The 21,818-nt window shown below is 36.3% G+C and carries 17 protein-coding genes, 1 tRNA gene and 2 pseudogenes; 15 read left to right on the forward strand and 5 right to left on the reverse strand.

Annotated features, from left to right (window positions below):
• Nucleotides 1–16: 16 nt before the first annotated feature.
• A pseudogene (locus AAGD72_RS04455) lies at nucleotides 17–145 on the reverse strand (transposase); the annotation flags it as partial.
• Nucleotides 146–239: 94 nt separating this feature from the next.
• On the opposite strand from AAGD72_RS04455, the gene AAGD72_RS04460 reads away from it, so the two are divergent.
• Nucleotides 240–1,493: a hypothetical protein gene (locus AAGD72_RS04460; RefSeq protein ID WP_341814653.1), complete on the forward strand. Its 1,254-nt coding sequence runs from the start codon at nucleotides 240–242 to the stop codon at nucleotides 1,491–1,493.
• Nucleotides 1,494–1,572: 79 nt separating this feature from the next.
• On the opposite strand, the gene AAGD72_RS04465 is transcribed toward AAGD72_RS04460, so the two are convergent.
• Nucleotides 1,573–2,589 (reverse strand): substrate-binding domain-containing protein, encoded by a 1,017-nt coding sequence (locus tag AAGD72_RS04465; protein ID WP_341814654.1) that lies wholly within the window; start codon nucleotides 2,587–2,589, stop codon nucleotides 1,573–1,575.
• 141 nt (nucleotides 2,590–2,730) lie between these two features.
• On the opposite strand from AAGD72_RS04465, the gene dcd reads away from it, so the two are divergent.
• Nucleotides 2,731–3,288, forward strand: coding sequence for a dCTP deaminase (dcd, locus tag AAGD72_RS04470; protein ID WP_006280485.1), 558 nt, complete (start codon nucleotides 2,731–2,733; stop codon nucleotides 3,286–3,288).
• 139 nt (nucleotides 3,289–3,427) lie between these two features.
• On the opposite strand, the gene AAGD72_RS04475 is transcribed toward dcd, so the two are convergent.
• Complete coding sequence (locus AAGD72_RS04475) at nucleotides 3,428–3,631, reverse strand: WPE palindromic element domain-containing protein (protein ID WP_341814655.1); 204 nt, start codon at nucleotides 3,629–3,631, stop codon at nucleotides 3,428–3,430.
• Nucleotides 3,632–3,672: 41 nt separating this feature from the next.
• Here AAGD72_RS04475 and AAGD72_RS04480 point away from each other — a divergent pair, with 41 nt between their 5' ends.
• The 5 genes and pseudogenes from AAGD72_RS04480 to AAGD72_RS04505 all read left to right on the forward strand — a co-directional run bounded on the left by AAGD72_RS04480 (nucleotide 3,673) and on the right by AAGD72_RS04505 (nucleotide 13,237).
• Nucleotides 3,673–4,629, forward strand: coding sequence for an IS5 family transposase (locus tag AAGD72_RS04480; protein WP_341814569.1), 957 nt, complete (start codon nucleotides 3,673–3,675; stop codon nucleotides 4,627–4,629).
• Between the two features lie 648 nt (nucleotides 4,630–5,277).
• Nucleotides 5,278–8,016: pseudogene (locus AAGD72_RS06435) on the forward strand (glycoside hydrolase TIM-barrel-like domain-containing protein).
• Nucleotides 8,017–8,241: 225 nt separating this feature from the next.
• On the forward strand, nucleotides 8,242–9,405 hold the full coding sequence (locus AAGD72_RS04495; RefSeq protein WP_341814656.1) for a multidrug effflux MFS transporter: 1,164 nt from the start codon (nucleotides 8,242–8,244) through the stop codon (nucleotides 9,403–9,405).
• Between the two features lie 278 nt (nucleotides 9,406–9,683).
• Nucleotides 9,684–10,473 (forward strand): IS5 family transposase gene (locus tag AAGD72_RS04500; RefSeq protein WP_341814578.1). Its coding sequence is split into 2 segments (ribosomal slippage): nucleotides 9,684–9,944 and nucleotides 9,946–10,473, totalling 789 coding nucleotides; the frame shifts between segments, so codons are not numbered across the junction.
• The gene (locus AAGD72_RS04505; protein WP_341814657.1) at nucleotides 10,433–13,237 is read left to right on the forward strand and encodes an ankyrin repeat domain-containing protein; all 2,805 of its coding nucleotides are present in this window, start codon (nucleotides 10,433–10,435) and stop codon (nucleotides 13,235–13,237) included. The genes AAGD72_RS04500 and AAGD72_RS04505 overlap by 41 nt, the downstream gene beginning before the upstream one ends.
• A 332-nt stretch (nucleotides 13,238–13,569) precedes the next feature.
• On the opposite strand, the gene tkt is transcribed toward AAGD72_RS04505, so the two are convergent.
• A complete protein-coding gene (gene tkt, locus AAGD72_RS04510; protein WP_155968553.1) occupies nucleotides 13,570–15,612 on the reverse strand; it encodes a transketolase in 2,043 nt (680 codons plus the stop codon).
• A gap of 113 nt (nucleotides 15,613–15,725) precedes the next feature.
• On the opposite strand from tkt, the gene rpsD reads away from it, so the two are divergent.
• The 8 genes from rpsD (at nucleotide 15,726) to AAGD72_RS04550 (ending at nucleotide 20,545) form a co-directional block, all read left to right on the forward strand.
• Nucleotides 15,726–16,340, forward strand: coding sequence for a 30S ribosomal protein S4 (gene rpsD / locus AAGD72_RS04515; RefSeq protein WP_010962555.1), 615 nt, complete (start codon nucleotides 15,726–15,728; stop codon nucleotides 16,338–16,340).
• A gap of 9 nt (nucleotides 16,341–16,349) precedes the next feature.
• Nucleotides 16,350–16,436, forward strand: a tRNA-Leu gene (locus AAGD72_RS04520).
• A 30-nt stretch (nucleotides 16,437–16,466) separates the two neighbouring features.
• Nucleotides 16,467–16,667, forward strand: a complete 201-nt coding sequence (gene iscX / locus AAGD72_RS04525; protein ID WP_007552114.1) for a Fe-S cluster assembly protein IscX — start codon at nucleotides 16,467–16,469, stop codon at nucleotides 16,665–16,667.
• A 446-nt stretch (nucleotides 16,668–17,113) separates the two neighbouring features.
• A complete protein-coding gene (locus AAGD72_RS04530; protein WP_010082513.1) occupies nucleotides 17,114–17,455 on the forward strand; it encodes a DUF721 domain-containing protein in 342 nt (113 codons plus the stop codon).
• Nucleotides 17,456–17,492: 37 nt separating this feature from the next.
• On the forward strand, nucleotides 17,493–17,807 hold the full coding sequence (gene rpmB, locus AAGD72_RS04535; protein WP_006279619.1) for a 50S ribosomal protein L28: 315 nt from the start codon (nucleotides 17,493–17,495) through the stop codon (nucleotides 17,805–17,807).
• Complete coding sequence (lipA, locus tag AAGD72_RS04540; protein ID WP_012673150.1) at nucleotides 17,800–18,663, forward strand: lipoyl synthase; 864 nt, start codon at nucleotides 17,800–17,802, stop codon at nucleotides 18,661–18,663. The genes rpmB and lipA overlap by 8 nt, the downstream gene beginning before the upstream one ends.
• Nucleotides 18,664–18,716: 53 nt before the next feature.
• On the forward strand, nucleotides 18,717–19,433 hold the full coding sequence (ubiE, locus tag AAGD72_RS04545) for a bifunctional demethylmenaquinone methyltransferase/2-methoxy-6-polyprenyl-1,4-benzoquinol methylase UbiE (RefSeq protein WP_341814658.1): 717 nt from the start codon (nucleotides 18,717–18,719) through the stop codon (nucleotides 19,431–19,433).
• On the forward strand, nucleotides 19,430–20,545 hold the full coding sequence (locus AAGD72_RS04550) for an FtsW/RodA/SpoVE family cell cycle protein (protein ID WP_341814659.1): 1,116 nt from the start codon (nucleotides 19,430–19,432) through the stop codon (nucleotides 20,543–20,545). Before ubiE ends, AAGD72_RS04550 begins: the two co-directional genes overlap by 4 nt.
• Before the next feature lie 194 nt (nucleotides 20,546–20,739).
• Here the strand turns inward: AAGD72_RS04550 and AAGD72_RS04555 are convergent, their stop codons facing one another.
• Nucleotides 20,740–21,603, reverse strand: coding sequence for an Rpn family recombination-promoting nuclease/putative transposase (locus tag AAGD72_RS04555; protein WP_341814660.1), 864 nt, complete (start codon nucleotides 21,601–21,603; stop codon nucleotides 20,740–20,742).
• Between the last annotated feature and the right edge of the window lie 215 nt (nucleotides 21,604–21,818).

Below are 21,818 nucleotides of genomic sequence, written 5' to 3' on the forward strand. Positions count from 1 at the left end.
GATTTTAAACAGGTTCTAACACTGTACGAAATACATCATACAAATCAAGTTTTCTTGGTCTCGTTTTCTTCCTGCTACTCTCTAGTATTGGTCTGATTTTTTCAAATTGCTCTCGACTTATATCACTTGGATAATTTTTACGCATAGATATACCTCATTCTTAATCTACCACTATTTTACCTTATCTCTCCGAGATTTTAAACAGGTTCTGATAATTAAATTTTTATTAGGGGTAAGATATGGTTGAATTAACTGATGCACAAGAAAAAATTCTAGGTTCATTAAGACAGGCAGTCAGGAATGACAATTTTCAAGAAGTCCAGAACGTACTCGACAATAAGGAACATAATGATATACAAGCAGTTTTGAGCCACGAGGGGACTCTGACTAGTGACAAAGGTACCATTTTAAATGATGTTATTGACTGTTCTAATGCTAGCGTTAGCACTAAAGTAAAGATCATTAAACTAATTTGGCAGAAAGCTGATAAAAAAACTCGTGATTTTTTGTGTGATTACAAGGTAACAAAATATTTAGAAGGTCAACAATATTTTACGGATACAATAGATGATCTTAAACGCTTTCAAGGAAAAATTGACTATAATAACACAGAATATTTTGCTCTTGCACGAGTTATTCAAGAAATAGAAAAGCACGAGAGGGTAATGGGTCTTGATTCCAACTTACAAGAAGCAATAGAAGACCTTGATGTTAATCGAGTTAAAGCAGTATTAGAGAATTGTGGTGCAGATGCAGCAAGGGTTTTAGAGCGATGTGTATATTGGGATGATGGAAGCGTAGATGCCCTTTTAGTTTATCCTCTGCTGGTTAAATATGATAGAGAATTGAACCAAGAAGATGTGGAAAAGATAAAAGAAAGCTTTAAATTAATGTTTGATGCTGCTTCTCCAGGGCTCCTTGGGTTCGAGCCCAATGGAAATAACTATGTAATGGATAAACTTACATGTGCACAAAAACGTTTTGCTAAAATACCTGGAGTAGGTGAGCAATGCTTTCAAGATTTGATTCAAGAATTTGAGGAAAAACTTAGTAAAAATGAACTAGATAATGCCAAGATTAATGATCAGATAGCATGGGATAAAGAGTATGCGACTCGATTTTCACAAGAAATCAATCAGGATCCGTCTGAGAATGATGATCTTAACTTTATAGATGACACTGATCTAGATCAAAACACCGTAAACTCTGCACCAACTGCAGACAACAAAACCCCAGAAAAAAACGATACAAACTTCTGGAGTGAACACAAAGGGAAGATCGCTCTGGGCGTTGTTGGACTATGCGTAGTTGGTGCTATTGCAGCCTATGTGCTGGCATATCCTGTAGTTGCATTAGTTTTAGAAGTTTTAGCAGTTTCAGCATTGGCTGTACTAGCTTATATTGGAGGAGTTTGTGAGAAATCAGAAAGCCCAAATACGAAAAGCTCGGACCCGGTTGTTTCTGGGGTGTTGCAACAACGCAGAACTGTCTAATTAGTAATCCATTGTCATCCCAGCGCGCCGCGCTGGGTCTGACTACGCTAGAACAAAGAATATAAAAGAAACGTTGCCGTCACGTTATATCATAAACCTTTGCTGAAGCTTTCTTTATATCTTCACTTGAAAGTGGAATTAGACCAAGCCTAGATAGGTACCCATCTTCAATGCCGATCGAATCTATAATTTCTTTTACGAATTCTCTTAATCCATCAACAGTATCCAAGTGTTCCCTCTTTATGTAAAGGTATAGAGGTCTTGCTAATATATATTTTCCCGATGATATATTTTCGTAAGTTGGCTCAATTCCTGCAATTGTGCTCCCTTGTATTTTATCTTGATTCCTCATTAAAAAGCTGAAACTAAATATCCCTAAGGCGTTTTTGTTGCTTTTCAATTTTTGTATTATTATATTTTCATTAATTCCAACTTCTATATACCTTCCGTCATCCCTTATATTACCACATGCTTGCTTTCTTTCTTCCTGATCTTTATAATTCTCTTTGAAAATTCTCGAGTTCATGCATGAATATTGATCAAGCATAATAGAATTAACCAAAGTTTCGTATGTGCCTGTATTTTGATGTGGACCATAAATTTCAATTTCTGTTTTTGGTAAGGCTTGATTTACATCAGACCAAAACTTCTTATTATTTTTTACTAATTTATCATTTTCTTGAGAATATGCAGATAAAGTTTCAAATAAGTCCTTCTTTGTGAAATCAAATCTATGGCTTTGATTTGAATTTGCAATGACAACTCCATCATAGCCAATGATGATTTCTATCACTTCATTAATTTTATTCCTTTTACATAGTTCTCTTTCTACTTCCTTCATAGGGCGAGATGAAGTGGTGATGTCTGGCGTGTCTTCCCCTATTCCTGAGCAAAACATTTTGAACCCTGATCCACTTCCTATTGATTCCACAACTGGAGTCTTAAAAGGGAATACACGATTGAACTCCTCGGCTATAAACGAGATAAAAGGAAAAACAGTTGAAGATCCAACAATTCTGATGTATTTCCTGGCATCAGCATTTGACGGCGGCGTGAATAATACGAATACAAAAATCAGGAGAAAGTTTCTAAGCATTATTTTTAGTTAAGAACATAAATCTAATTATTGTAACAAAACATCAAACTGAAAAGCTTTAATTGCATGACAAAAGCTACAGTTTACATTTAAATTTTATTTTATATTATTGTAAGTATTACACAACTTTAAGGAACAGTTATGGCAGTTATGCCAGATAAATGGATAAGAGAAAAAGCTGAAAACTTTGGAATGATAGAGCCTTTTGTGAATCACAAAAGCAGCAAAGGTGTCATATCTTTCGGACTATCGTCTTATGGTTACGATGCAAGAGTGGATAATAAATTTAAAATTTTTACTAACGTTAATTCAGCTATCGTGGACCCTAAAAATTTTTCTGAGAATAGTTTTATAGATAAAGAAACAGATGTATGTATAATTCCACCAAATAGCTTTGTGCTTGCAAGCACAGTGGAATATTTTCGTATACCAAGGAATGTACTGGTCATTTGTGTTGGTAAATCAACTTACGCAAGATGTGGAATTATAGTAAACGTTACTCCCTTAGAACCTGGATGGGAAGGTCATGTCACACTCGAATTCTCAAACACCACTCCGCTTCCTGCGAAAATTTACGCTAATGAAGGCGCATGCCAATTCGTATTTTTAAGCGGCGAAAGTGAGTGTGAGAAATCATATGATGATATGAAAGGAAAATATATGAATCAGCATGGTATCACTTTGCCGCTGGTGAAGTGATTGCCATGAGAGTGGTAATTTTTCACTTCCGCACTTTTTCATTGTTGCTTACAATAATTATAGCTACACCATGTGCTTTTCTTAATTAAAAACTTCAATTATTCATTGTAAGTTGTTGAATTTCTTATCATAGTATCTGTTATCCGAGTAGCCCCTTTCTTGTCATCCCAGTGCCTTGACTACTTGGATCCAGAAAAAAGGATGGTGTCATTCCAGTACTTGACAATGGAATCCAGCTTTTTGGTAATTTTATCGAAAATGTTTGCTCGTTTACAATTAAAATTCCTGGATCCCAGTGGGCTTTGTTGCATAGCAACTGAAAAAATCTGGTGGCTACTGACAAAATTCATTATAAAATAGCCATTTAACCTTGAAAGAAAAAATATGCCACAAAAAATGAGGGTCAGTAACCATAGCGAATATAACAAATTTCTAGAAAAAAGAGGAAATATTTTTCATTATATCAACGAAGCCATAGAAAAGTGGTACGAGAATGGTCCAAAAATACCAGGTGGCAACAATATTTATAGCGATAAAGTTGTAATTTTGGTGCACATAATAACTTGTTTATTTAGAATAGGCCTGAGGCAAACAGTTGGGTTTATAGCAGGATACCTTGAGCAAATTGGGAAAAATTTGCAAGTTATCAGCTATTCACAATCATCAAGAAGGTTTAAGAAACTTAATATTAAGATCAATGATTGCAGAATTGATAAAAATAATATGGAAGATATCGAAATTGCTATAGACAGTACAGGAATTAGTATATACAACAACACTCCTGGTCATAGCAAGGAAAATAGCGAAGATAGAAAGTATCGCAGCTATGAACAGACAAGAAAATTGCATGTAATGTTGAATACAAACAGCAAAAAAGCCATAGCTGTAAAATACAGTAATGGTGTCTACTCTGATCACTATGGAGCTTGTGATTTGCTAAAAGAAGTCGATTTTCAGTATGTCATAAAAGTACTATATGCAGATAGGGCATATGATAGAGAAAAGCTCTATAAGCTGTGTAATCAATATGGTATAAAAACGAAAATTCCTCCGAAAAACAACGCAGCAGAGCATCCAAAATTGGATTATATGCTTGATAGAAATGCCGCTATTCAGTTAATGAAATTACATGGTGAGAATGGTATAAAAAGATGGAAAGAAGAAGTAAATTACGGAAAAAGATCGTATATTGAAGGATTTTTCTCAAGGTTGAAGCGAATATTTGGGTTTAGTTTTAGGAGCAAATCTGAGATTAATCGTGAGAAGGAACTACTTGTTAAATGCTATTTGCTCAATAAGTTCACTGATATTGGTATGGCTAAATTTGAGATAGCTTCATAAATTTATTGTGCGTTACCTACTATCCGAAGAGCGATGCAACAAAGCCATCCCAGTGTCAAGCACTGGGATGACAAAGGAGGAAGCACTGGGATGACAAGGTTATAGGTGTCATCCAAGTAGCGTGACACTTGGATCTTTTCTCAACAATTTCAAAAAAATCTATCAAAAAGGAGGATTATCATGTCCACAATAATTTTATCATCAATTTTTGGTCAAGCAGGCAGCATTTTTGGGCCAATTGGCCGGATTATCGGCTCAGAACTCGGTGCTCTTCTTGGTGCGCAGCTTGATGGTGCGATGTTTAGCCTTGATGCTGAGCAGAAAGTAACGCATGGTGCGAGACTAAAAAATCTGCAAGTTCAAACCTCAACCTACGGCAGGACGATCCCAATTATCTATGGCACTGCTCGTGTTGCAGGGAACATTATTTGGTCGCAGCCAATCAAAGAAGAGGCGATAACCACCAAAAGTAAAATTGGAAGAGGTATGAACGTTACATATAATTACTATGCAACGCTTGCAATTGCGATCTGCAAGGGGAAAGTAGAAAAATTAAACAGAATCTGGGCAGATACAACATCACTTAGCTTTGATGAAATAGATTATACTTTTTACAGCGGCAGAGAAGACCAAAATCCTGATCCATTTATGTCATCAATTGAAGGAGAGGGGAATGTGCCGGCTTATAGGGGAATATCTTACATAGTCATCAAGAATTTTCCTTTAGCAGACTATAACAATCGTGTCCCGATATTTACATTTGAAGTGCGAACTGCATTAAAACCCAGTGGATTTTCAATAGCAGAAAATATTCCGAATATCAATATAATACCAGGCTCAGGTGAGTTTGTATATGATACAAAAATACAGAAGAAAATCGCGCAAGAGAAAATAAGCAGCAACCAATATATCCCATATGGCCTAGCACAAAGGGTAAATCATAACAACCACACTAAAAAGAGCGATGCAGTGCTTTCTTTGGATCAATTAAAGGGAGATTTGCCAAATGTTGAGTTGGTGTCGGTAGTAGTCAATTGGTTTGTGAATGATCTGAACATTAAAGATTGTAAAATATATCCTGCAGTTGAATTTCAAGATGATTCCGCAATATTACCTGATGATTGGCAAGTAGGGGGTGTAACCAGAGATAATGCTCAGCTAATTTCAAAAGATGCGAGTGGAAACCCAAGGTATGGTGGCACAATTAGTGATGCAGCGCTGATAAGATATATAGAAGAGTTACGCAGCAGAGGCTATAAGGTGATGCTCTATCCAATGCCCTTGCTTGACACAGAAAATAAAGAGTGGCGAGGAAGATTGAGTGGGACCCCTGGGGATATAAGTGATTTTTTTGAGAATCAATATAACAAATTTATAGAGCATTATGCAAGCATTGCCAAACAAACTAAAGTGGAAGGGTTTATCATCGGATCTGAATTTGCGCAACTTACCAAAATCAGGGATGAACAAGGGAATTACCCTGCCGTTATAGAGCTGGTCAAGCTTGCAAAGCAGATAAAACTTAATCTTGGAAAAGAAGTAACAGTTACCTACGCTGCAGATTGGAGCGAATACCACTCATATGATGGTTAGTATAATATGGATGAACTGTGGTCTTCAGAGTACATCGACGTTGTTGGCATAGATGCTTATTTTCCACTGACTGATGGGCCAGAGCCTCCTTTTGGTTATTCCGCGGAAGATGTAATGGGTGGTTGGAGCAGTGGAGTGGGGTATGATTATTTCTATGATTACTCAAAGAGTGAACCTGAAAAAGTAAAGTATAACGACAGCAGGTATGCGTGGAAAAATATAGAGAAATGGTGGAGTGAAACTCACATAAATCCAGGTGGTAGTAAAACGAAATGGCAACCAAAAATGAAAAAAATATGGTTTACTGAATATGGATTTCCCAGTATGAACGGCTGCACTAATGAGCCAAATGTGTTTGTTGACAAAGGCAGCATAGAGAGCAAATATCCACGATATTCAAACGGAGAGGTGAGCTTTCTTTCACAGAAAATTGCAATTGAAGGAACGCTAAAGAAGTGGCAAAGCTCGGAAATGGTAGAAAAAATGTTTCTCTGGGCATGGGATGCAAGGCCATTTCCTTATTTCCCCAATTTGTGTGATATGTGGACTGACTGCCATAATTGGCAGACAGGACATTGGATTCAGGGAAAGCTTTCACAGCTTAATATTTCCGATGTTTTATCGGATCTGTTACAAAAAGCAGGTTTAAAAAGCGATCAGTTCGATACGAGTGATGTTAAAGGATTATTGTCTGGATATGTAATAAATGACCAGCAATCGGTACGTTCAATTATTAAAATGCTGCAAAGTTGCTATTTTTTTGATGTGGTTGAACAGGACTCTAAACTGAAATTTGTCCAAAAGGGCAGGGGAGTTACAACTGTAATGCCAATTGGTGAAATGGTTTTCAATAACAGTTCAAAGTCGATGCAACTTGTTAATATTAGTCAACTGGATTTAAACAATAAAGTTAACATCGTTTACTTTAACCGCAATTTTGGCTATCCAATTGATGTTAAATATGCTGAGTTGCCAAAGCAAGGCACTGCTATAACAGTTGAAATACCACTCATTATGGAGGAGGGAGAGGCGCAAAATATCGCTGAGGTTTTACTTTATTCTTCGTGGCAAGAGAGAAATATATACAATTTCAAGCTACCGATAAAATATGCGTGGCTTGTGCCAAGTGATGTAATAACGATTTTAGACAGTGAGAAAAAACATACGGTGAGAATTATAAAAACGAAATTTGAAAGCATGTCCATTCAAGTAATTGGCGTTGGTTATGATCACTCTATATATAAGCTCTCTTTTCCTTCAACAAGGTCACTTATGCTGAAGGAATACCCTCCCTCTCACGTTAGCAAAACCATCATAGAAATGATAGATTTACCCAATATTAAAGATAATACCACAAGCTTTACTTTAATTAGCGAGGAAAAGAATTGGAAGGGAGCAACGCTCTTTATTTCGTACAACGATAAGGATTATAAGCCTATCGCAAGCACAAATAAGCAGTCTACTTACGGATATGTAATGGAATCTACCGACGAGGGGCTTATAGTAGTGCTACGTTTTGGTAAGCTGCTAGGAATTATCGATTCAAATTCAGCATTAATCGGAAAAGAGGTAATAAAATTCCAGAGTGCTGAACTTATAGATAAAAATAAATATAAGCTTAGTAACCTAATCAGAGGACAAGAAGGTACTAAAGAGACTGCAGGTGAAAAATTTGTTCTACTTGATGATTCAATAATATCTTTCGAAGTGCAAAGGGGAAAAAAGTTTTACCTAAAAGCAGTGACTTACGGTGATTCGTTAGATAACACAGAGGTGAAGATCCTAAACAATTGATGCTCAGTATTTAAACTTAAACTTGAATAATTCAAGATAAGATATTGAAATTCGTGCTTTTCATGATTTTAGCTTAAGATTTCAGTGTCCGCTACTCGAATGACATCGTTTACTATGTAACATTGTACTTATACTAATGAAAAAAATACATTATAATTAAGTATATTTAATCCAGTAAATCATTAAGTGAAAACAGCTCTTCCGCAAAATATCATCTCTCTTATTATGATATTGTCTGTAGCAATTGTCGATATGGCAACTGACCTATACTCAGTTGCACTACCAAGCATTGCCAATTATTTTAAAGTAGAAGGCAGTGTAGTGCAGCTTACAATTAGCTTGAATCTAGTTGGATTTGCGGTATCTGGATTAATTTATGGTCCATTATCGGACCATTATGGTAGGCGTCCAATGATGCTGATTGGTATGACAATTTTTACTTTGGCAAGTGTCATGTGTTATATAGCCGACAGTATTGCGCTCTTGATACTAATTCGCTTCATACAAGGAACAGGGGCTGGTGTTGCAGGTGTTGTTGGGTATGCAGCAATAAGGGATATGTACTCGGGTAGTGAATACTCGAGAGTAATTTCAAAATTAAATATGGTTGTGGCACTCTCACCTGGAATAGCTCCAGTGGTGGGCAGTTATATAATTTCACATGGGTATCATTGGAAATTTTTGTTTTTTATTATGTCACTCGCGGCAATTGCTATACTTATTTTTATCTACTTTAAGTTACAAGAAACACTCACTATAAATAAAAATGAAACCAGTATAACTAACATAACTACTAATATCTTCAAGCAATATATATCAATATTTAGAAATTATCGTTTCCTTGGGTTTTCAGCCATTCATGGATTAACTTTCATGTGGCTTTGGGCATACATTGCTAACTACCCTTTCATATTTGAATCGATGGGCATTGAAGTACAGTATTTTGGCTACCTCATATCGATCATAGTCATATTCTACATAATTGGAACTTTAATTAATAGAAGGTATGTACCAAAAGTAGGGGTTAGCAAAATGCTAATAATAGGTTTGGTGTTACCGATAATATCCGATAGTTTATTGGTATATTTTTATTTCGCGGACAAGTTGAATATACTAATTCTTCAAGTTGCCTGGATTCCAGCCAATATCGGACTTGCATTAATAATAAGCAATAACGTAACTTCTGCTTTAGAAACGATCAAAGGTATAGGGCTTGGTAGTGCAGTTCTCTCATTCTGCAATATGATGTTTGGGGCTATTGGAATATATATAGTAGGAAAATTTTTTCGCTATGGTATTTTACCAAATTTACTATTAACAATAGCATGCTCTACAATTGCAATTCTTATGTACAGCCAGCTCAAATGTACTGAAAAACACAGGGAATAACCATTATTTGCGTGATCCAGAGCTCATGGGTTATTAATGACTTTATCATGATAATATAATTTTACAGGGGGTGAGAGCTCATAGATTATTAACGACTTTATCATAACAATATAGTTTTACAGGAGGTATGGGATGAGCAATTCAAACAGAGATATAAATGCTGAATTACGTAAGGCTGCTCTAGAAGGTAATATTGAGAAAGTAAAAAGTCTAAGAACCTGTTTAAAATCTCGGAGAGATGAGGTAAAATAGTGGTAGATTAAGAATGAGGTATATCTATGCGTAAAAATTATCCAAGTGATATAAGTCGAGAGCAATTTGAAAAAATCAGACCAATACTAGAGAGTAGCAGGAAGAAAACGAGACCAAGAAAACTTGATTTGTATGATGTATTTCGTACAGTGTTATACGTCCTAAAAAGTGGTTGCCAGTGGAGAATGTTGCCAAAAGATTTTCCAAGGTGGGAAAGCGTATATTACTATTTTCAAATGTGGAATAAAAAGAATGGAGAAGAACCAAGTTTGTTGGAATTAGTTTTAAAAAAAATTGGTTGGAGAGATCCGTATCAACAATGGTCGGAAAGAGAAAACTAGCTTCTGTATAATTGATGCTCAAAGTGTTAAAAACACAGATACTGCTGAAAAAAAGGGCTATGATGCAGGTAAAAAGATTTCAGGCATAAAGCGTCATATTGCAGTTGATACTCAAGGTCTACCACATGCAATTTATGTAACAACAGCAGAAGTAACTGATCGTAGTAGCGCTGTAAGAATGGTTGAAAATGCTAAAGATACCCTTTCTGAAGTCAAAAATATATTGGTTGATGCAGGCTACACAGGAAAAATTTTTGCAACCCAAATAAAAGATATTATTGGTGCAACTGTTGAGGTAATAAAGCGCAGTGAATTACATTCTTTTGTTGTATTGCCAAAGAGATGGGTTGTTGAGCGTTCTTTTGCTTGGTTAGAAAAGTGTAGACGGCTATGGAAAAATTGCGAACGTAAACTCAATACCAGCTTGCAAATGATTGTCCTTTCCTTCATTTCTCTCCTATTACGAAGATTTTAAACAGGTTCTAATAAGTGAAGGAGCAAAGGTTAATGTAAAAGATCAAGATAAAAAGACTCCTTTACATTGGGCTGTTGAAAATGGCCATAAAGAGGTAGTAGAAGTTTTACTAAATAATGGGGCAAATGTTAATGCGGAAGATACAGATGGAAAAACTCCTTACGATTTAGCCACTGATGAAGAAATACAAACTCTATTAGAAAACACAGCTAAATTACTTGAGGCTGCTAAAAATAGTGATAGTGATATTGATGAAGTAAGACGTCTAATAAGTGAAGGAGCAAATGTTCATGCACAAGATGGATTTGGCAATGCTCCTTTACATTGGGCTGCTGGAAATAACAATACAGATGCAATAAATGCCTTATTAGCAGCAGGGGCTCATGTTAATAAGGAAAATGATTGGGGATATACTCCTTTATATTTAGCTGCTACCTATAGCCGTAAAGAGGCAGTTGAAGTCCTATTGAGAGCAAATGCAGATGTTAATAAGGAGGGAAAGCTTTTTGGATATACTCCTTTACATTCAGCTGCTAAAAAAGATAGTAAAGAGGTAGTAGAAGTTTTACTAAATAATGGGGCAAATGTTAACGCAGTAGATCGAAATGGAGAGACTCCTCTCAATTTAGCCACTAACGAAGAAATACGCACTCTATTAATAGATACCGCTTTACTTGAGGCTGCTATAAATGGCGATGCAGAGATAGTAAAGGATCTATTGGGCAAAGGAGCAAATGTTAATGCAATAGATGAACATAACAGAACTCCTCTACATTTTGCTGCTGAAAAGGGCCATGCAGAGATAGTAAAAGATCTATTGGACAAAGGGGCAAATGTTAATGCAGTAGATGATGATGGAAAGACTCCTCTACATTGGGCTGCTGAAAATGGCCATAAAGAGGTAGTAGAAGCCCTATTGGAAAAAGGGGCAAATGTTAATGCACAAGATGAAGGGAAAAATACTCCCTTAGATTTAGCCGGTGATGACGGAATAAAAACTCTATTGCAAAACGCAGAAAAAACTGATGATGTTAATCCAGTATTGCAAAATGATGAAGAAGAAAGCCAAGTTTCACAAAATGCTGATTTATTTGAGGCTATTAAAGGAGATAATATTAATGAAGTAAAGCGTCTAATAAGCGAAGGAGCAGATGTTAATGCTTTAGATGGAAACAGATTTACTCCTTTACGGCATGCTATTGTCAAAGGAGACAAAGATATGGTCTCGCTTTTCATTGATAACAAAGCAGATGTTAATGCACAGTCTGAAAATGGACGCGCTCTTTTACATGTTGCTGTTGACAAAGCCAACAAAACGCAACCACTCGATACAAGTATAATAGAAGCTCTATTAGAAGCAAAAGGGATCAATGTTAATATAGCAGATAAAAATGGAAGGACTGCTTTACATGAAGCCGCTAAAACTGACGATCAGCAAATAGTAACAGTTCTATTAGAAGCAAAAGGAATTTATGTTATTCCACTAGATAATACTAGCAGCACTCCTTTAAATCTTGCCTCTCAACAAGGCGGGAAACATATAGTAAAAATTCTAGAAGAAACGCAAAAGGATATCGAAGCTTTGTATTCAGCCGTTAAAAGTGATAATTATAAGGAGGTTCAAAGTCTATTAAGTAAAAAAGTAAACGTTAATTCAATAGACAGCAATGGAAAAACTCCTTTACATAAAGCTGCTGCAAGTGGCCATAAAGAAATAGTAGACGCCCTAATAAAAGCAGGAGCAGATGTTAATATAGCAGATAAAGAAGGAATGGTTCCTTTATTTGAAGCTGCTGCAAGTGGCCATAAAGAAATAGTAGACGCCCTAATAAAAGCAGGAGCAGATGTTAATATAGCAGATAAAAATGGAATGGTTCCTTTGTTTAAAGCTGCTTTCTATGGTCATAAAGATGCAACTGAAGTTTTATTAAATAGTGGAGCAAAGGTTGATACAGTAATGGAATCACTTCTTCAGAGTATGATGGAATATAATTACAATAGTAGCCATAAAGATATAGTTAAAGCTTTATTAAACAAGGGAGCAAATGCTGATGCAGTAGATTCATATGGACATACTCTTTTGCATTGGGCTGCTAGAGAAGGTTATACGGATATAGCAGAACTTTTATTCAAAAAAGGAGCGAATGTTAATATACAAGATAACGATCTATGGACTCCTTTACATTTTGCTACAAAAAATAAAGTGTTTATGGGTTATGCAGATCGTCCAGCAAACGCCTCTGCGGAAACAGTAAAATTCTTAATAAAAAAAGGAGCAGATGTTAATATAGAAAATGAAGATGGAAATACTCCTTTCAAATTAGCCACTGATGAAGGAATAAAAACTCTATTGCAACCAGCAGAAAAATCTGATGATGGTTCAGCGGGTGGATCATCGACAGATAGTGAAGGGGGTCAAGAGGAAGAAAAACGAGTAGGTGATGATACTGAACTACAATCAGATAATAGCAAAGAAGGGGAAAAAACCAGCACCACCAGTGCAGAACAAGGAACTGATGTACAAGACAACGATGTAGGTCCTGTTGCTTCCACAGAACCTGCACAAACAGAAGAACAGCCGAGCTCTTTTTTTGGTAGTTTGTTTAGTATACTTATGAAGCCTTTTTCATTAGTTGCATCATTTTTTGGTGGGTTTTTTTCATGGTTATTTTGTTTTGATGAGCCAACACAATCATCATCTGAATCTGACCAACCAGTTGTATTAGAATCACCAAGTAGTTCAGAAGGCAATGACATAATATAGCCAGAGGTTTACTAGATTCCAGCGTCACGCGCTGGAATGACATGGTGGTATGTATTCAAGTAGCTGACACTGGTTCCTTTATGACGGTGTCATCCTAGTATCTTCCCCTGTCATCCCAGTGCCCAGAGACTGGGATCCAGGAAACTTAACTTTAAATAAGTGGCTGCATAATAAAGACTAGATTCCAGACTGGAATGACACCCTTTTTGGGTCTTCTAAGTAGCCTATATGATGTCATCCCAGTGTCAAGCACTGGAATGACATCATCTTGGATAACGTCACGCGCTGGAATGACAAAGAAGAGTGGGCTTTCATATGGTTATGCAAGAAGTCTACTGAATGTAAACCAGTTTCTCACACACACATTTTACCACATGATCTGCGCTGATATTAAAATGCTCATAGAGTGTTTTATAAGGTGCTGATTCTCCGAAGCTTTTCATGCCAATAAATATACCGTTTGAACCTATGTATTTATGCCAACCCATTTCACTTCCGGCTTCAATTGCAACTTTAATGCTGTCATTATTTAATATTGCCGCTTTATATTCATCGCTTTGCTCGTCAAAAAGCCTCCAGCATGGCATAGAAACAATCCTTGTACCTATACCCTTTTCCTGCAATTTCTCCCTTGCTTCAACTGCAATTTCAACCTCGGACCCCGTAGCAAATATCGTCACTTTTAATTCTTTTGAACATTCACACAAAATATATGCACCAAACTTCGATAAATTAGCAGATTGATCGATATCAGAGTAGAACTTGCGCATGTAACTTACGTTTTGCCTTGAGAGCGCAAACAGTGCTGGAGATTCTTTCTTTTCGAGTGCAATGCTAACACACTCCAGAGTTTCAACTGCATCGGCTGGCCTAAAAACATATAGATTTGGTATAGCACGCAAAGAGGCTAAATGCTCTATTGGCTGATGAGTTGGGCCATCTTCTCCCACTCCAATTGAGTCGTGAGTCATGACATACATAACCTGCTGCTTCATCAGAGCTGAAAGACGTATAGCAGGACGACAATAGTCGGAAAATACCAAAAAAGTGCCGCCATAAGGAAGAATCGCGCCGTGAAGTGCCATACCATTCATACAAGCTGCCATAGCGTGTTCTCTCACTCCATAGTGGACATAAGAGCCACTATAATTATTGCTATTTATTACCTGCATGTGCTTATATTTAGTGCAATTTGACCCGGTAAGATCAGCAGAACCGCCGATTAATTCCGGCATATGTTGTGTTAAAAGTTCCATTACCCTACCAAAAGAAGATCGAGTAGCTTCGTTTGGCATTAGCTCACATATTTGTTTCTTCAGGTCAGCTAAAACACCAGCGATATTGTCTGGTAGATGTTTATCTAACCGTCTTTGAAGTTCTACATGATATCCTGTTACCCCAGCTCCACTTTTTGTCATCCCAGTGCTTGACACTGGGATCCATTCTTTTTCTTCTTTCCTGGTCACGCGCTGGAATGACATCGTGTAATTTTGTTTTGCTCTCTCAACAGTTTTCATCCAGGCGTTTTTCACATCTTCTGGTACATGAAATGGTTCATAATTCCAGTTTAATTTCTCTCTCATCTGTTTGATGTCTTCCTCCGAAAAAGCACCACTGTGAACAGAGGATGTGCCAGCACGGCTTGAAAATTTTCCGATAATAGTTTTGCAGCAGATCATTGTAGGTTTATCAGACTTTTTTGCTTGCTCTATTGCAAGGGATATGGCATCAAAATCATGGCCATCAATTTTGTCAACATTCCATCCATACGCTAAGAAGCGTTTCTCTACATCATCAGAGCAGGAAAGGCAAGTAGCGCCATCTATAGAGATATCATTATCATCAAAAAGAGCTATGAGCTTATTCAATTTAAGATGCCCAGCAAGTGATGCTGCTTCATGGCTTATTCCTTCCATAAGACAGCCATCCCCTAGCATCACGTAAGTGTAGTGATTGATTCTGAATTGCTTTTTAAGGATTGATTCAGCAAGTGCCATGCCAACAGCAGCGGCAAACCCCTGCCCTAAAGGGCCTGTCGTTGCCTCTACCCCGGAAGTCAAGCCGAACTCTGGATGACCTGGGGTCTTGGATCCCATTTGCCTGAAGTTTTTTAGCTCATCTATGCTAATATAACCTGTCAAATATAATATTGAGTATAGTAACATTGACCCATGACCGTTTGATAAAACAAAGCGATCTCTATTGAACCATTTAGAATCATCAGGATTATGATTCAGATATTTAGCAAACAAAACAGTTGCAACATCTGCCATGCCAAGTGGCATACCTGGGTGTCCAGAGTTTGCTTTTTGTACTGCATCAATTGATAAAAAACGGATGGCGTTTGCCATAGATTTTAAATGTGAATGATTCATGTGTTAATAGAAAAACTTAAAAATGAAGTATAAAAGATTATATCAGCAAAAACAAGTTGACACTGAGTGCTAAAATCCTTAATAATCTAGAGTTGAATCGTGAGAGTTTTTATATGACAACTGTTATCACTAGAAAGTATAGGATTAGCCGTAGACTTGGTGTAAATTTATGGGGTAGAGCTAAAGACCCAGTAAACAAAAGGAAATACCCTCCAGGTCAACATGGTATTCTTGGATTCAAGAAGTTATCCGACTTTGGTAAGCAGTTTGCTGCGCATAAGAAATTTAAGTTTTACTACGCGATTTCAAGTAAGCAGCTCAGACGTACATTTTTAGATGCTTATAACAGAAAGGGTTATACGGCTGATAATTTTATCGGTATCTTAGAATCGAGATTAAGTTCTGTTTTATACCACTCTGGTCTTGTTCCAACAATTTACTCAGCAAAGCAGCTCATATCTCACAAGCACGTTACAGTTAATGATAAGGTGGTTAACATATCGAGTTATCGAGTGAAGCCAGGTGATATAATAAAAATAAGAGAAAGGGCAGCAAAAATCCCTGTAGTAGTAGAGGCTGAACAAAAACAAGAGCGCAAGGCTCCGGATTATTTAGAAGCAGATAGTAAAGAGCATTCAGTGAAATATTTGAGGTCGCCTCAATATTCTGAGGTTCCTTATTCAGCAGACATGGAAGTCAATTTAGTAGTAGAGTTTTACTCTAGATAGATAAAAAAAGCCCGTGTGGCGGAATCGGTAGACGCAGCGGACTTAAAATCCGTGGGTTTTGCGACCTTGGGAGTTCAAGTCTCCCCATGGGCACCAATTTAACTTAGCAGATAAATACAAAAAAGTATGAAATGGCTTGATATAGAAGATATTGTGGAAGCTCTGGAGGAAAAATTTCCAAATGAGAATATAATTAGTATCAGATTCACTGAGCTTAAAAAAAAGGTCTTGAGTTTAGAGGAATTTGATGATGATGAAAAACGCTGTAACGAAAAAATACTCGAAGCTATTCAAGCAGCTTGGATTGAGGAAAGATTAACCGCATAGCAATAAACCATACGCAAACGTGATTTCTATTACAATTTGCATATTGATTATGCTATTTTTTGGATCTAGCCTGGCAAGTTAATAATAATTTAACTAATTACAATTAAAACAGCTATAAGGTTAATTATGAGGCAAAACAAAAATTTTTGAATGGAACGATCTTGACAAGTGCTACGTTGAGATAAGTTTTGCATAAAAATACTGCTTTTACGGTGTGAGGCCAGAGGGTAGAGCCTTTGTAAAGCAGTTAGAAGGTTGTCATCTAAGTAGCGTGACCAGAGCTAGATTCCGCGAACACGCCGCGGAATGACGACTATGCAATATGCGTTGCGGAGTGACGATTATGGTCATACCGTCACGGTATCTCACAAACATGTAGCAGTAATGACAAAATCTCAAGTTATATGTATACTTTTATATTATCTACCTACTAAAAAAACAGAAAAATGCTCAAACGTAGCGGTCCAAAAAAATTAAAGTCTATAATAGAAAACTATGCATTAAAATGCATGAAAAATAAGATTAGTAAAAATGAAATACGTCTTATTTTAAACTGGCGAAATATAGTAGGGAAAGAAATAGCAGAGTGTACAAAACCGAAAAAGATCTCATATGCACAGAATATAAATTCGGGTGTGTTGCATCTGGTAGTAACAAATGGCAGCAAAGCATTGGAAATTCAGCATATGATTTCTCTTATAATAGAAAAAATTACGATATTTTTTGGCTATAAAGCAGTATATGGTATAAAAATTAAGCAAGAGAGTATTGACTATTTGACTATATAAGGTAATCTAAGTACATAGAATAATTTGGTATATTGAAGTGAGTAGAGTTTGTGAATTAACAAATAGAAAAAAATCTTTTGGTAATAAGGTATCACATTCAAATCGTAAAACAAAGCGTACCTTTCTTTTAAATTTGCATAAGGTTACGTTAACAAGTGATATATTAAATAAAAAGTTTAGATTTCGTGTGGCAACAAGAACTTTGAGAACTATAGATTACAAAGGTGATTTAGATGCTTTTTTGCTCAACACAAGAACGATTAAACTAAGTGAGAAAGCGCAGAAGATAAAAAGAAGGTTGAAAAAAGTTTTAGTAAAGCAAGAGGTAGAGTTAGCAGTTTCAGATGCATAGCAAACCTCAATGGCTCAGAGCAAAAGCTCCGACCGGTGAAGTATTCAATGAAACCTTAAACATCGTTAAACTGCATAACTTGCATACAGTGTGCGAAGAGGCTGCATGTCCAAATATTGGCGAATGTTGGAATAAGCGTCACGCTACTGTAATGATTCTCGGTTCTGTTTGCACTCGTGCTTGTGCATTTTGCAACGTTGCAACTGGCATTCCTGATAAACTAGACCCTCATGAACCAGAAAATTTAGCAAAAGCGATAAAAAAGTTAAACTTAAAACATGTTGTCATTACTTCTGTTGATCGTGATGATTTACCAGATGGTGGCGCAAATCAGTTTATACAGTGCATAGAAGAAATTAGAAAGATAACTTCAGAAACAACAATAGAGATTTTAACTCCTGATTTTTTAAATAAGAAAGGAGCATTTGAAGCAATTGCTGTTGCATCACCTGATGTCTATAACCACAATATTGAAACAGTGCCGAGATTGTATGCAAAAATAAGACCACGAGCTCGCTATTTTCATTCACTATATTTGCTGAAGATGGTAAAGCAGATTAATCCTAAAGTTTTCACAAAGTCGGGGCTTATGGTTGGTCTTGGAGAAACAAAAGAGGAAATATTTCAGGTTATGGACGATTTGCGCAGTGCTGAGGTTGATTTTATTACAATTGGTCAATATCTACAACCAACTCCAAAACATGCAAAACTTGATAGGTATGTTACCCCAGAGGAATTTGAGCATTATAAATATATCGCTTACTCCAAAGGGTTCCTAGTGGTTGCATCAAGCCCACTAACTCGGTCATCATACCACGCTGAAGAAGATTTTAACAGGCTCAAGGCCTGTCGTTGACATTTGTGTTAATTCAAATTAATTTTTACTAATTATAAAGGAGTTTTTACGTAATGTCTACTATAAAAATCGAGAAGAAATCACAATTAGTTAAAGAGGTATTCGATTCCGTGGCAAGTCGCTACGACACCATGAATGATATAATGAGCCTCGGAATGCACAGATTATGGAAAGATAAGATGGTAAATAGTGTGCATTTTACAAAAAACTCTAAGGTTTTAGATGTTGCTGGAGGAACTGGAGATATAGCAATAAGAATAGTAAGAAAAGAGCCAAGTGCTAAGGTTACAGTATGCGATATAAATCAAAATATGCTAAGCAGAGGACGTGATAAAGCTATAAATTCAAATCAAATTAATTTTGATTGGGTATGTGCGAGTGCAGAAAGTTTACCATTTGAAGACTCCGAATTTGATTATTGCACAATAGCTTTTGGCATTCGAAACGTTTCTGACCGCAAGAAGGCTTTAAATGAGGCGCACAGGGTATTAAAACCACATGGAAAATTTATCTGCTTAGAATTTGCCCCTATGCATTATCAAAATGAGATATTTACCAAACTTTATGACTTATATTCATTTAAAGTAATTCCTAAAATTGGCAGCATAGTTGCTAAAGACAAGAGTTCTTATGAATATTTAGTGAGGAGCATTAGAGAGTTTCCAACTCAGGCTGATTTTAAAATGGAAATTGAAGAGGTAGGCTTTAAGAATGTTGAGTTTCATAATATGAGCTATGGAATAGTGGCATTACACATTGGAACAAAATGAATATTAAACTCTGGTATAGAACGCTGGATTACTATCTCATCCTTCCAGTGTTTTTTTTGCTCACTATAAGCTTCATTCTTGTTTATTCAGCAAGCCCTGTAATTGCGCAGCGTCTTTTTCTACCACAGGATTATTTTATACGGCGCCATACAATTTATATAGTCCTGTCACTAATTACCTTGGTGACATTTTCTTTTCTCAACACAAGAACTATACTTAACCTCTCATTCGCAGGTTTCGCTTTATTTACTATTCTAGTAGCAACTGCGATAATACTTGGTATAGAGGTAAAAGGTGCGAAACGATGGTTACATATTGTCAAAATTTCTGTTCAACCATCTGAGTTTGTAAGGCCATTTTTTTCTGTTGTTATAGCTAGTATCTTGGCCAGCGAAATGAGGTTTAAAATGCACATATCAATCATAATATTTCTGTTAGTTTTTGTGTTGTTACTTTTGCAACCTGATTTCAGTATGTCTATGCTTTTAACATATTCTTTTATCGGTCAAATGTTTATTGCATGTATACCATTTTTATACTTTCTATGCATAATAGGAATGGCCACAACTGGAACTACAATAGCTTACTTATGCCTCCCACATATAAAGCAAAGGATTTACAATTTTGTCTTTTTTACGCAACGCGATAACTTTCAAGTCACAAAATCATTAGAAGCATTCAAAAGAGGTCAATTAACTGGAGTTGGACCTGGTGAAGGTAGCGTAAAAGCCTCTCTTCCTGATTGCCATACAGATTTTGTGTTTTCTGTTTTAGCAGAAGAATTTGGTTTGATTACGTGCTTAGCCACATTGATGTTATTTGGCATCATTTCCGCCCGCTTGCTTTACGTTGCATATAGGGAAAATGAATTATTTAATCTGTTAGTGATTCTCGGTATCTCAATGCAATTCATCACACAATTCATAATAAACATAGGGGTAACATTGAGTGTTTTTCCAACCACCGGCATAACCCTGCCGTTACTTAGCTATGGTGGTTCTTCTCTTTTATCTTCGAGCATTGCACTTGGCATAATGCTGTCTTTTAGTAGAAATCAAGCTATTGCATTAAAGTTTCGTGAGCGTATTATGCTTGGAAGGTATATGGACTAAACTTGTACCGCTCACAACTATTATTGGTATCCCTCCAAAATGGGTATCTGTTCAGATGAGTGGCAAGAGATATTATGAAATCTGAAAGAGTTATGTGGAAATTTTTCAGAAAATATTCCACTGACATGCTGAACAACAAATACATCACTATGTCGTTTATCGCAAAAACTTATATTTTTCGTAACCATTCACACTTAATTCTGCAATTCTTTGATCTCACTCATAGAAAGACCAGTAGTTTGAGCTATAATATTAAAAGAAACACCTGCTTTAAGTAGATTCTTTGCGACTTCAATTTCCATCTCTTTTCTACCTTCCTCTTTAGCAAGATCAAGTCTGTATTCAAGAATGGCTTCTTCTTTGCGCAGATCCATTATTCTTTCTTCATAAGCTATTAGATCTTTTTCATTCCAGTGAAACTTATCTAATTCATCATATGCTAGCTTTATTATTGGTGATTTTTCCGCAATTTTTCTGAGATCTTCGTCCGTTGTTTCATCTGCATATTTGAAAAAAAATAGCCAACGGTCTACTACACTTTCTAGTTGTTCTTCTCTACTCTTAGGAAATTTTGGCAGCTCTATGAAGATAAATTGAAAATCTTTTAAGTCATGCTCATTGGTTTTTTCATCTCTTATGGTATGGCTAGATATATAGTCAAGCTTATCAGGGAATAAGGTACAATTTGAAATCGCGATAAAGAAAATCTTCTTTAAATCAACGTATTTACCAGATTTATCAGCTTGTCTTGAGTAAGCCTTAGCAGCATAAAGTTGTGCGCGTTTTTCAAAGCCTTTATCACGAGTGAGCTGCATCTCAATTATATACCTGTTCCCACTAGAATCCCTGCAAAGAACATCAACAATGCTTTGTTTATCAGAAGCAATTTCAGGGTCCATAATGGTGCTTAAGAATTCTACTTCTTGTATAGTGTTGACTTCAGTACATCCTAAAATATCGTTCAAAAAATGAATAAGAATATTCTTATTTCTCTCAGTACCAAATATTTTTTTAAATGTTAGGTCCAATTTTGGATCGAGAAATTTAGAAAGAGCCATAGTAAAAATACTGAGAAAAGATTAATAATTATACACTATTATTAACAACTATTCAACCATATTTTTAAGTATAGCTATACCGCCGCGGCGCTAACACGTAGCGGGATGACGAGCTTATCGTCATGCCACCGCGAACCGTCATACCGCGATTCATTCGCGGTATCTCTAGATCCCGCTAACAAGCAGCGGGATGACGAATTACTTAACCATCATCT

Origin of the sequence: Wolbachia endosymbiont (group A) of Chalcis sispes (assembly GCF_964026765.1) — a bacterium.
Lineage (GTDB): Bacteria > Pseudomonadota > Alphaproteobacteria > Rickettsiales > Anaplasmataceae > Wolbachia > Wolbachia pipientis.

Excerpts from the sequence above, each read along its gene's own strand:
- AAGD72_RS04460 (WP_341814653.1), top strand. The coding sequence starts at position 240 with ATGGTTGAATTAACTGATGCACAAGAAAAAATTCTAGGTTCATTAAGA.
- lipA (WP_012673150.1), top strand. The coding sequence starts at position 17,800 with ATGCATAGCAAACCTCAATGGCTCAGAGCAAAAGCTCCGACCGGTGAA.
- ubiE (WP_341814658.1), top strand. The coding sequence starts at position 18,717 with ATGTCTACTATAAAAATCGAGAAGAAATCACAATTAGTTAAAGAGGTA.
- tkt (WP_155968553.1), bottom strand. The coding sequence starts at position 15,612 with ATGAATCATTCACATTTAAAATCTATGGCAAACGCCATCCGTTTTTTA.
- AAGD72_RS04480 (WP_341814569.1), top strand. The coding sequence starts at position 3,673 with ATGCCACAAAAAATGAGGGTCAGTAACCATAGCGAATATAACAAATTT.
- rpsD (WP_010962555.1), top strand. The coding sequence starts at position 15,726 with ATGACAACTGTTATCACTAGAAAGTATAGGATTAGCCGTAGACTTGGT.
- AAGD72_RS04465 (WP_341814654.1), bottom strand. The coding sequence starts at position 2,589 with ATGCTTAGAAACTTTCTCCTGATTTTTGTATTCGTATTATTCACGCCG.
- dcd (WP_006280485.1), top strand. The coding sequence starts at position 2,731 with ATGGCAGTTATGCCAGATAAATGGATAAGAGAAAAAGCTGAAAACTTT.
- AAGD72_RS04530 (WP_010082513.1), top strand. The coding sequence starts at position 17,114 with ATGCTCAAACGTAGCGGTCCAAAAAAATTAAAGTCTATAATAGAAAAC.
- AAGD72_RS04550 (WP_341814659.1), top strand. The coding sequence starts at position 19,430 with ATGAATATTAAACTCTGGTATAGAACGCTGGATTACTATCTCATCCTT.
- AAGD72_RS04555 (WP_341814660.1), bottom strand. The coding sequence starts at position 21,603 with ATGGCTCTTTCTAAATTTCTCGATCCAAAATTGGACCTAACATTTAAA.
- iscX (WP_007552114.1), top strand. The coding sequence starts at position 16,467 with ATGAAATGGCTTGATATAGAAGATATTGTGGAAGCTCTGGAGGAAAAA.
- AAGD72_RS04495 (WP_341814656.1), top strand. The coding sequence starts at position 8,242 with ATGATATTGTCTGTAGCAATTGTCGATATGGCAACTGACCTATACTCA.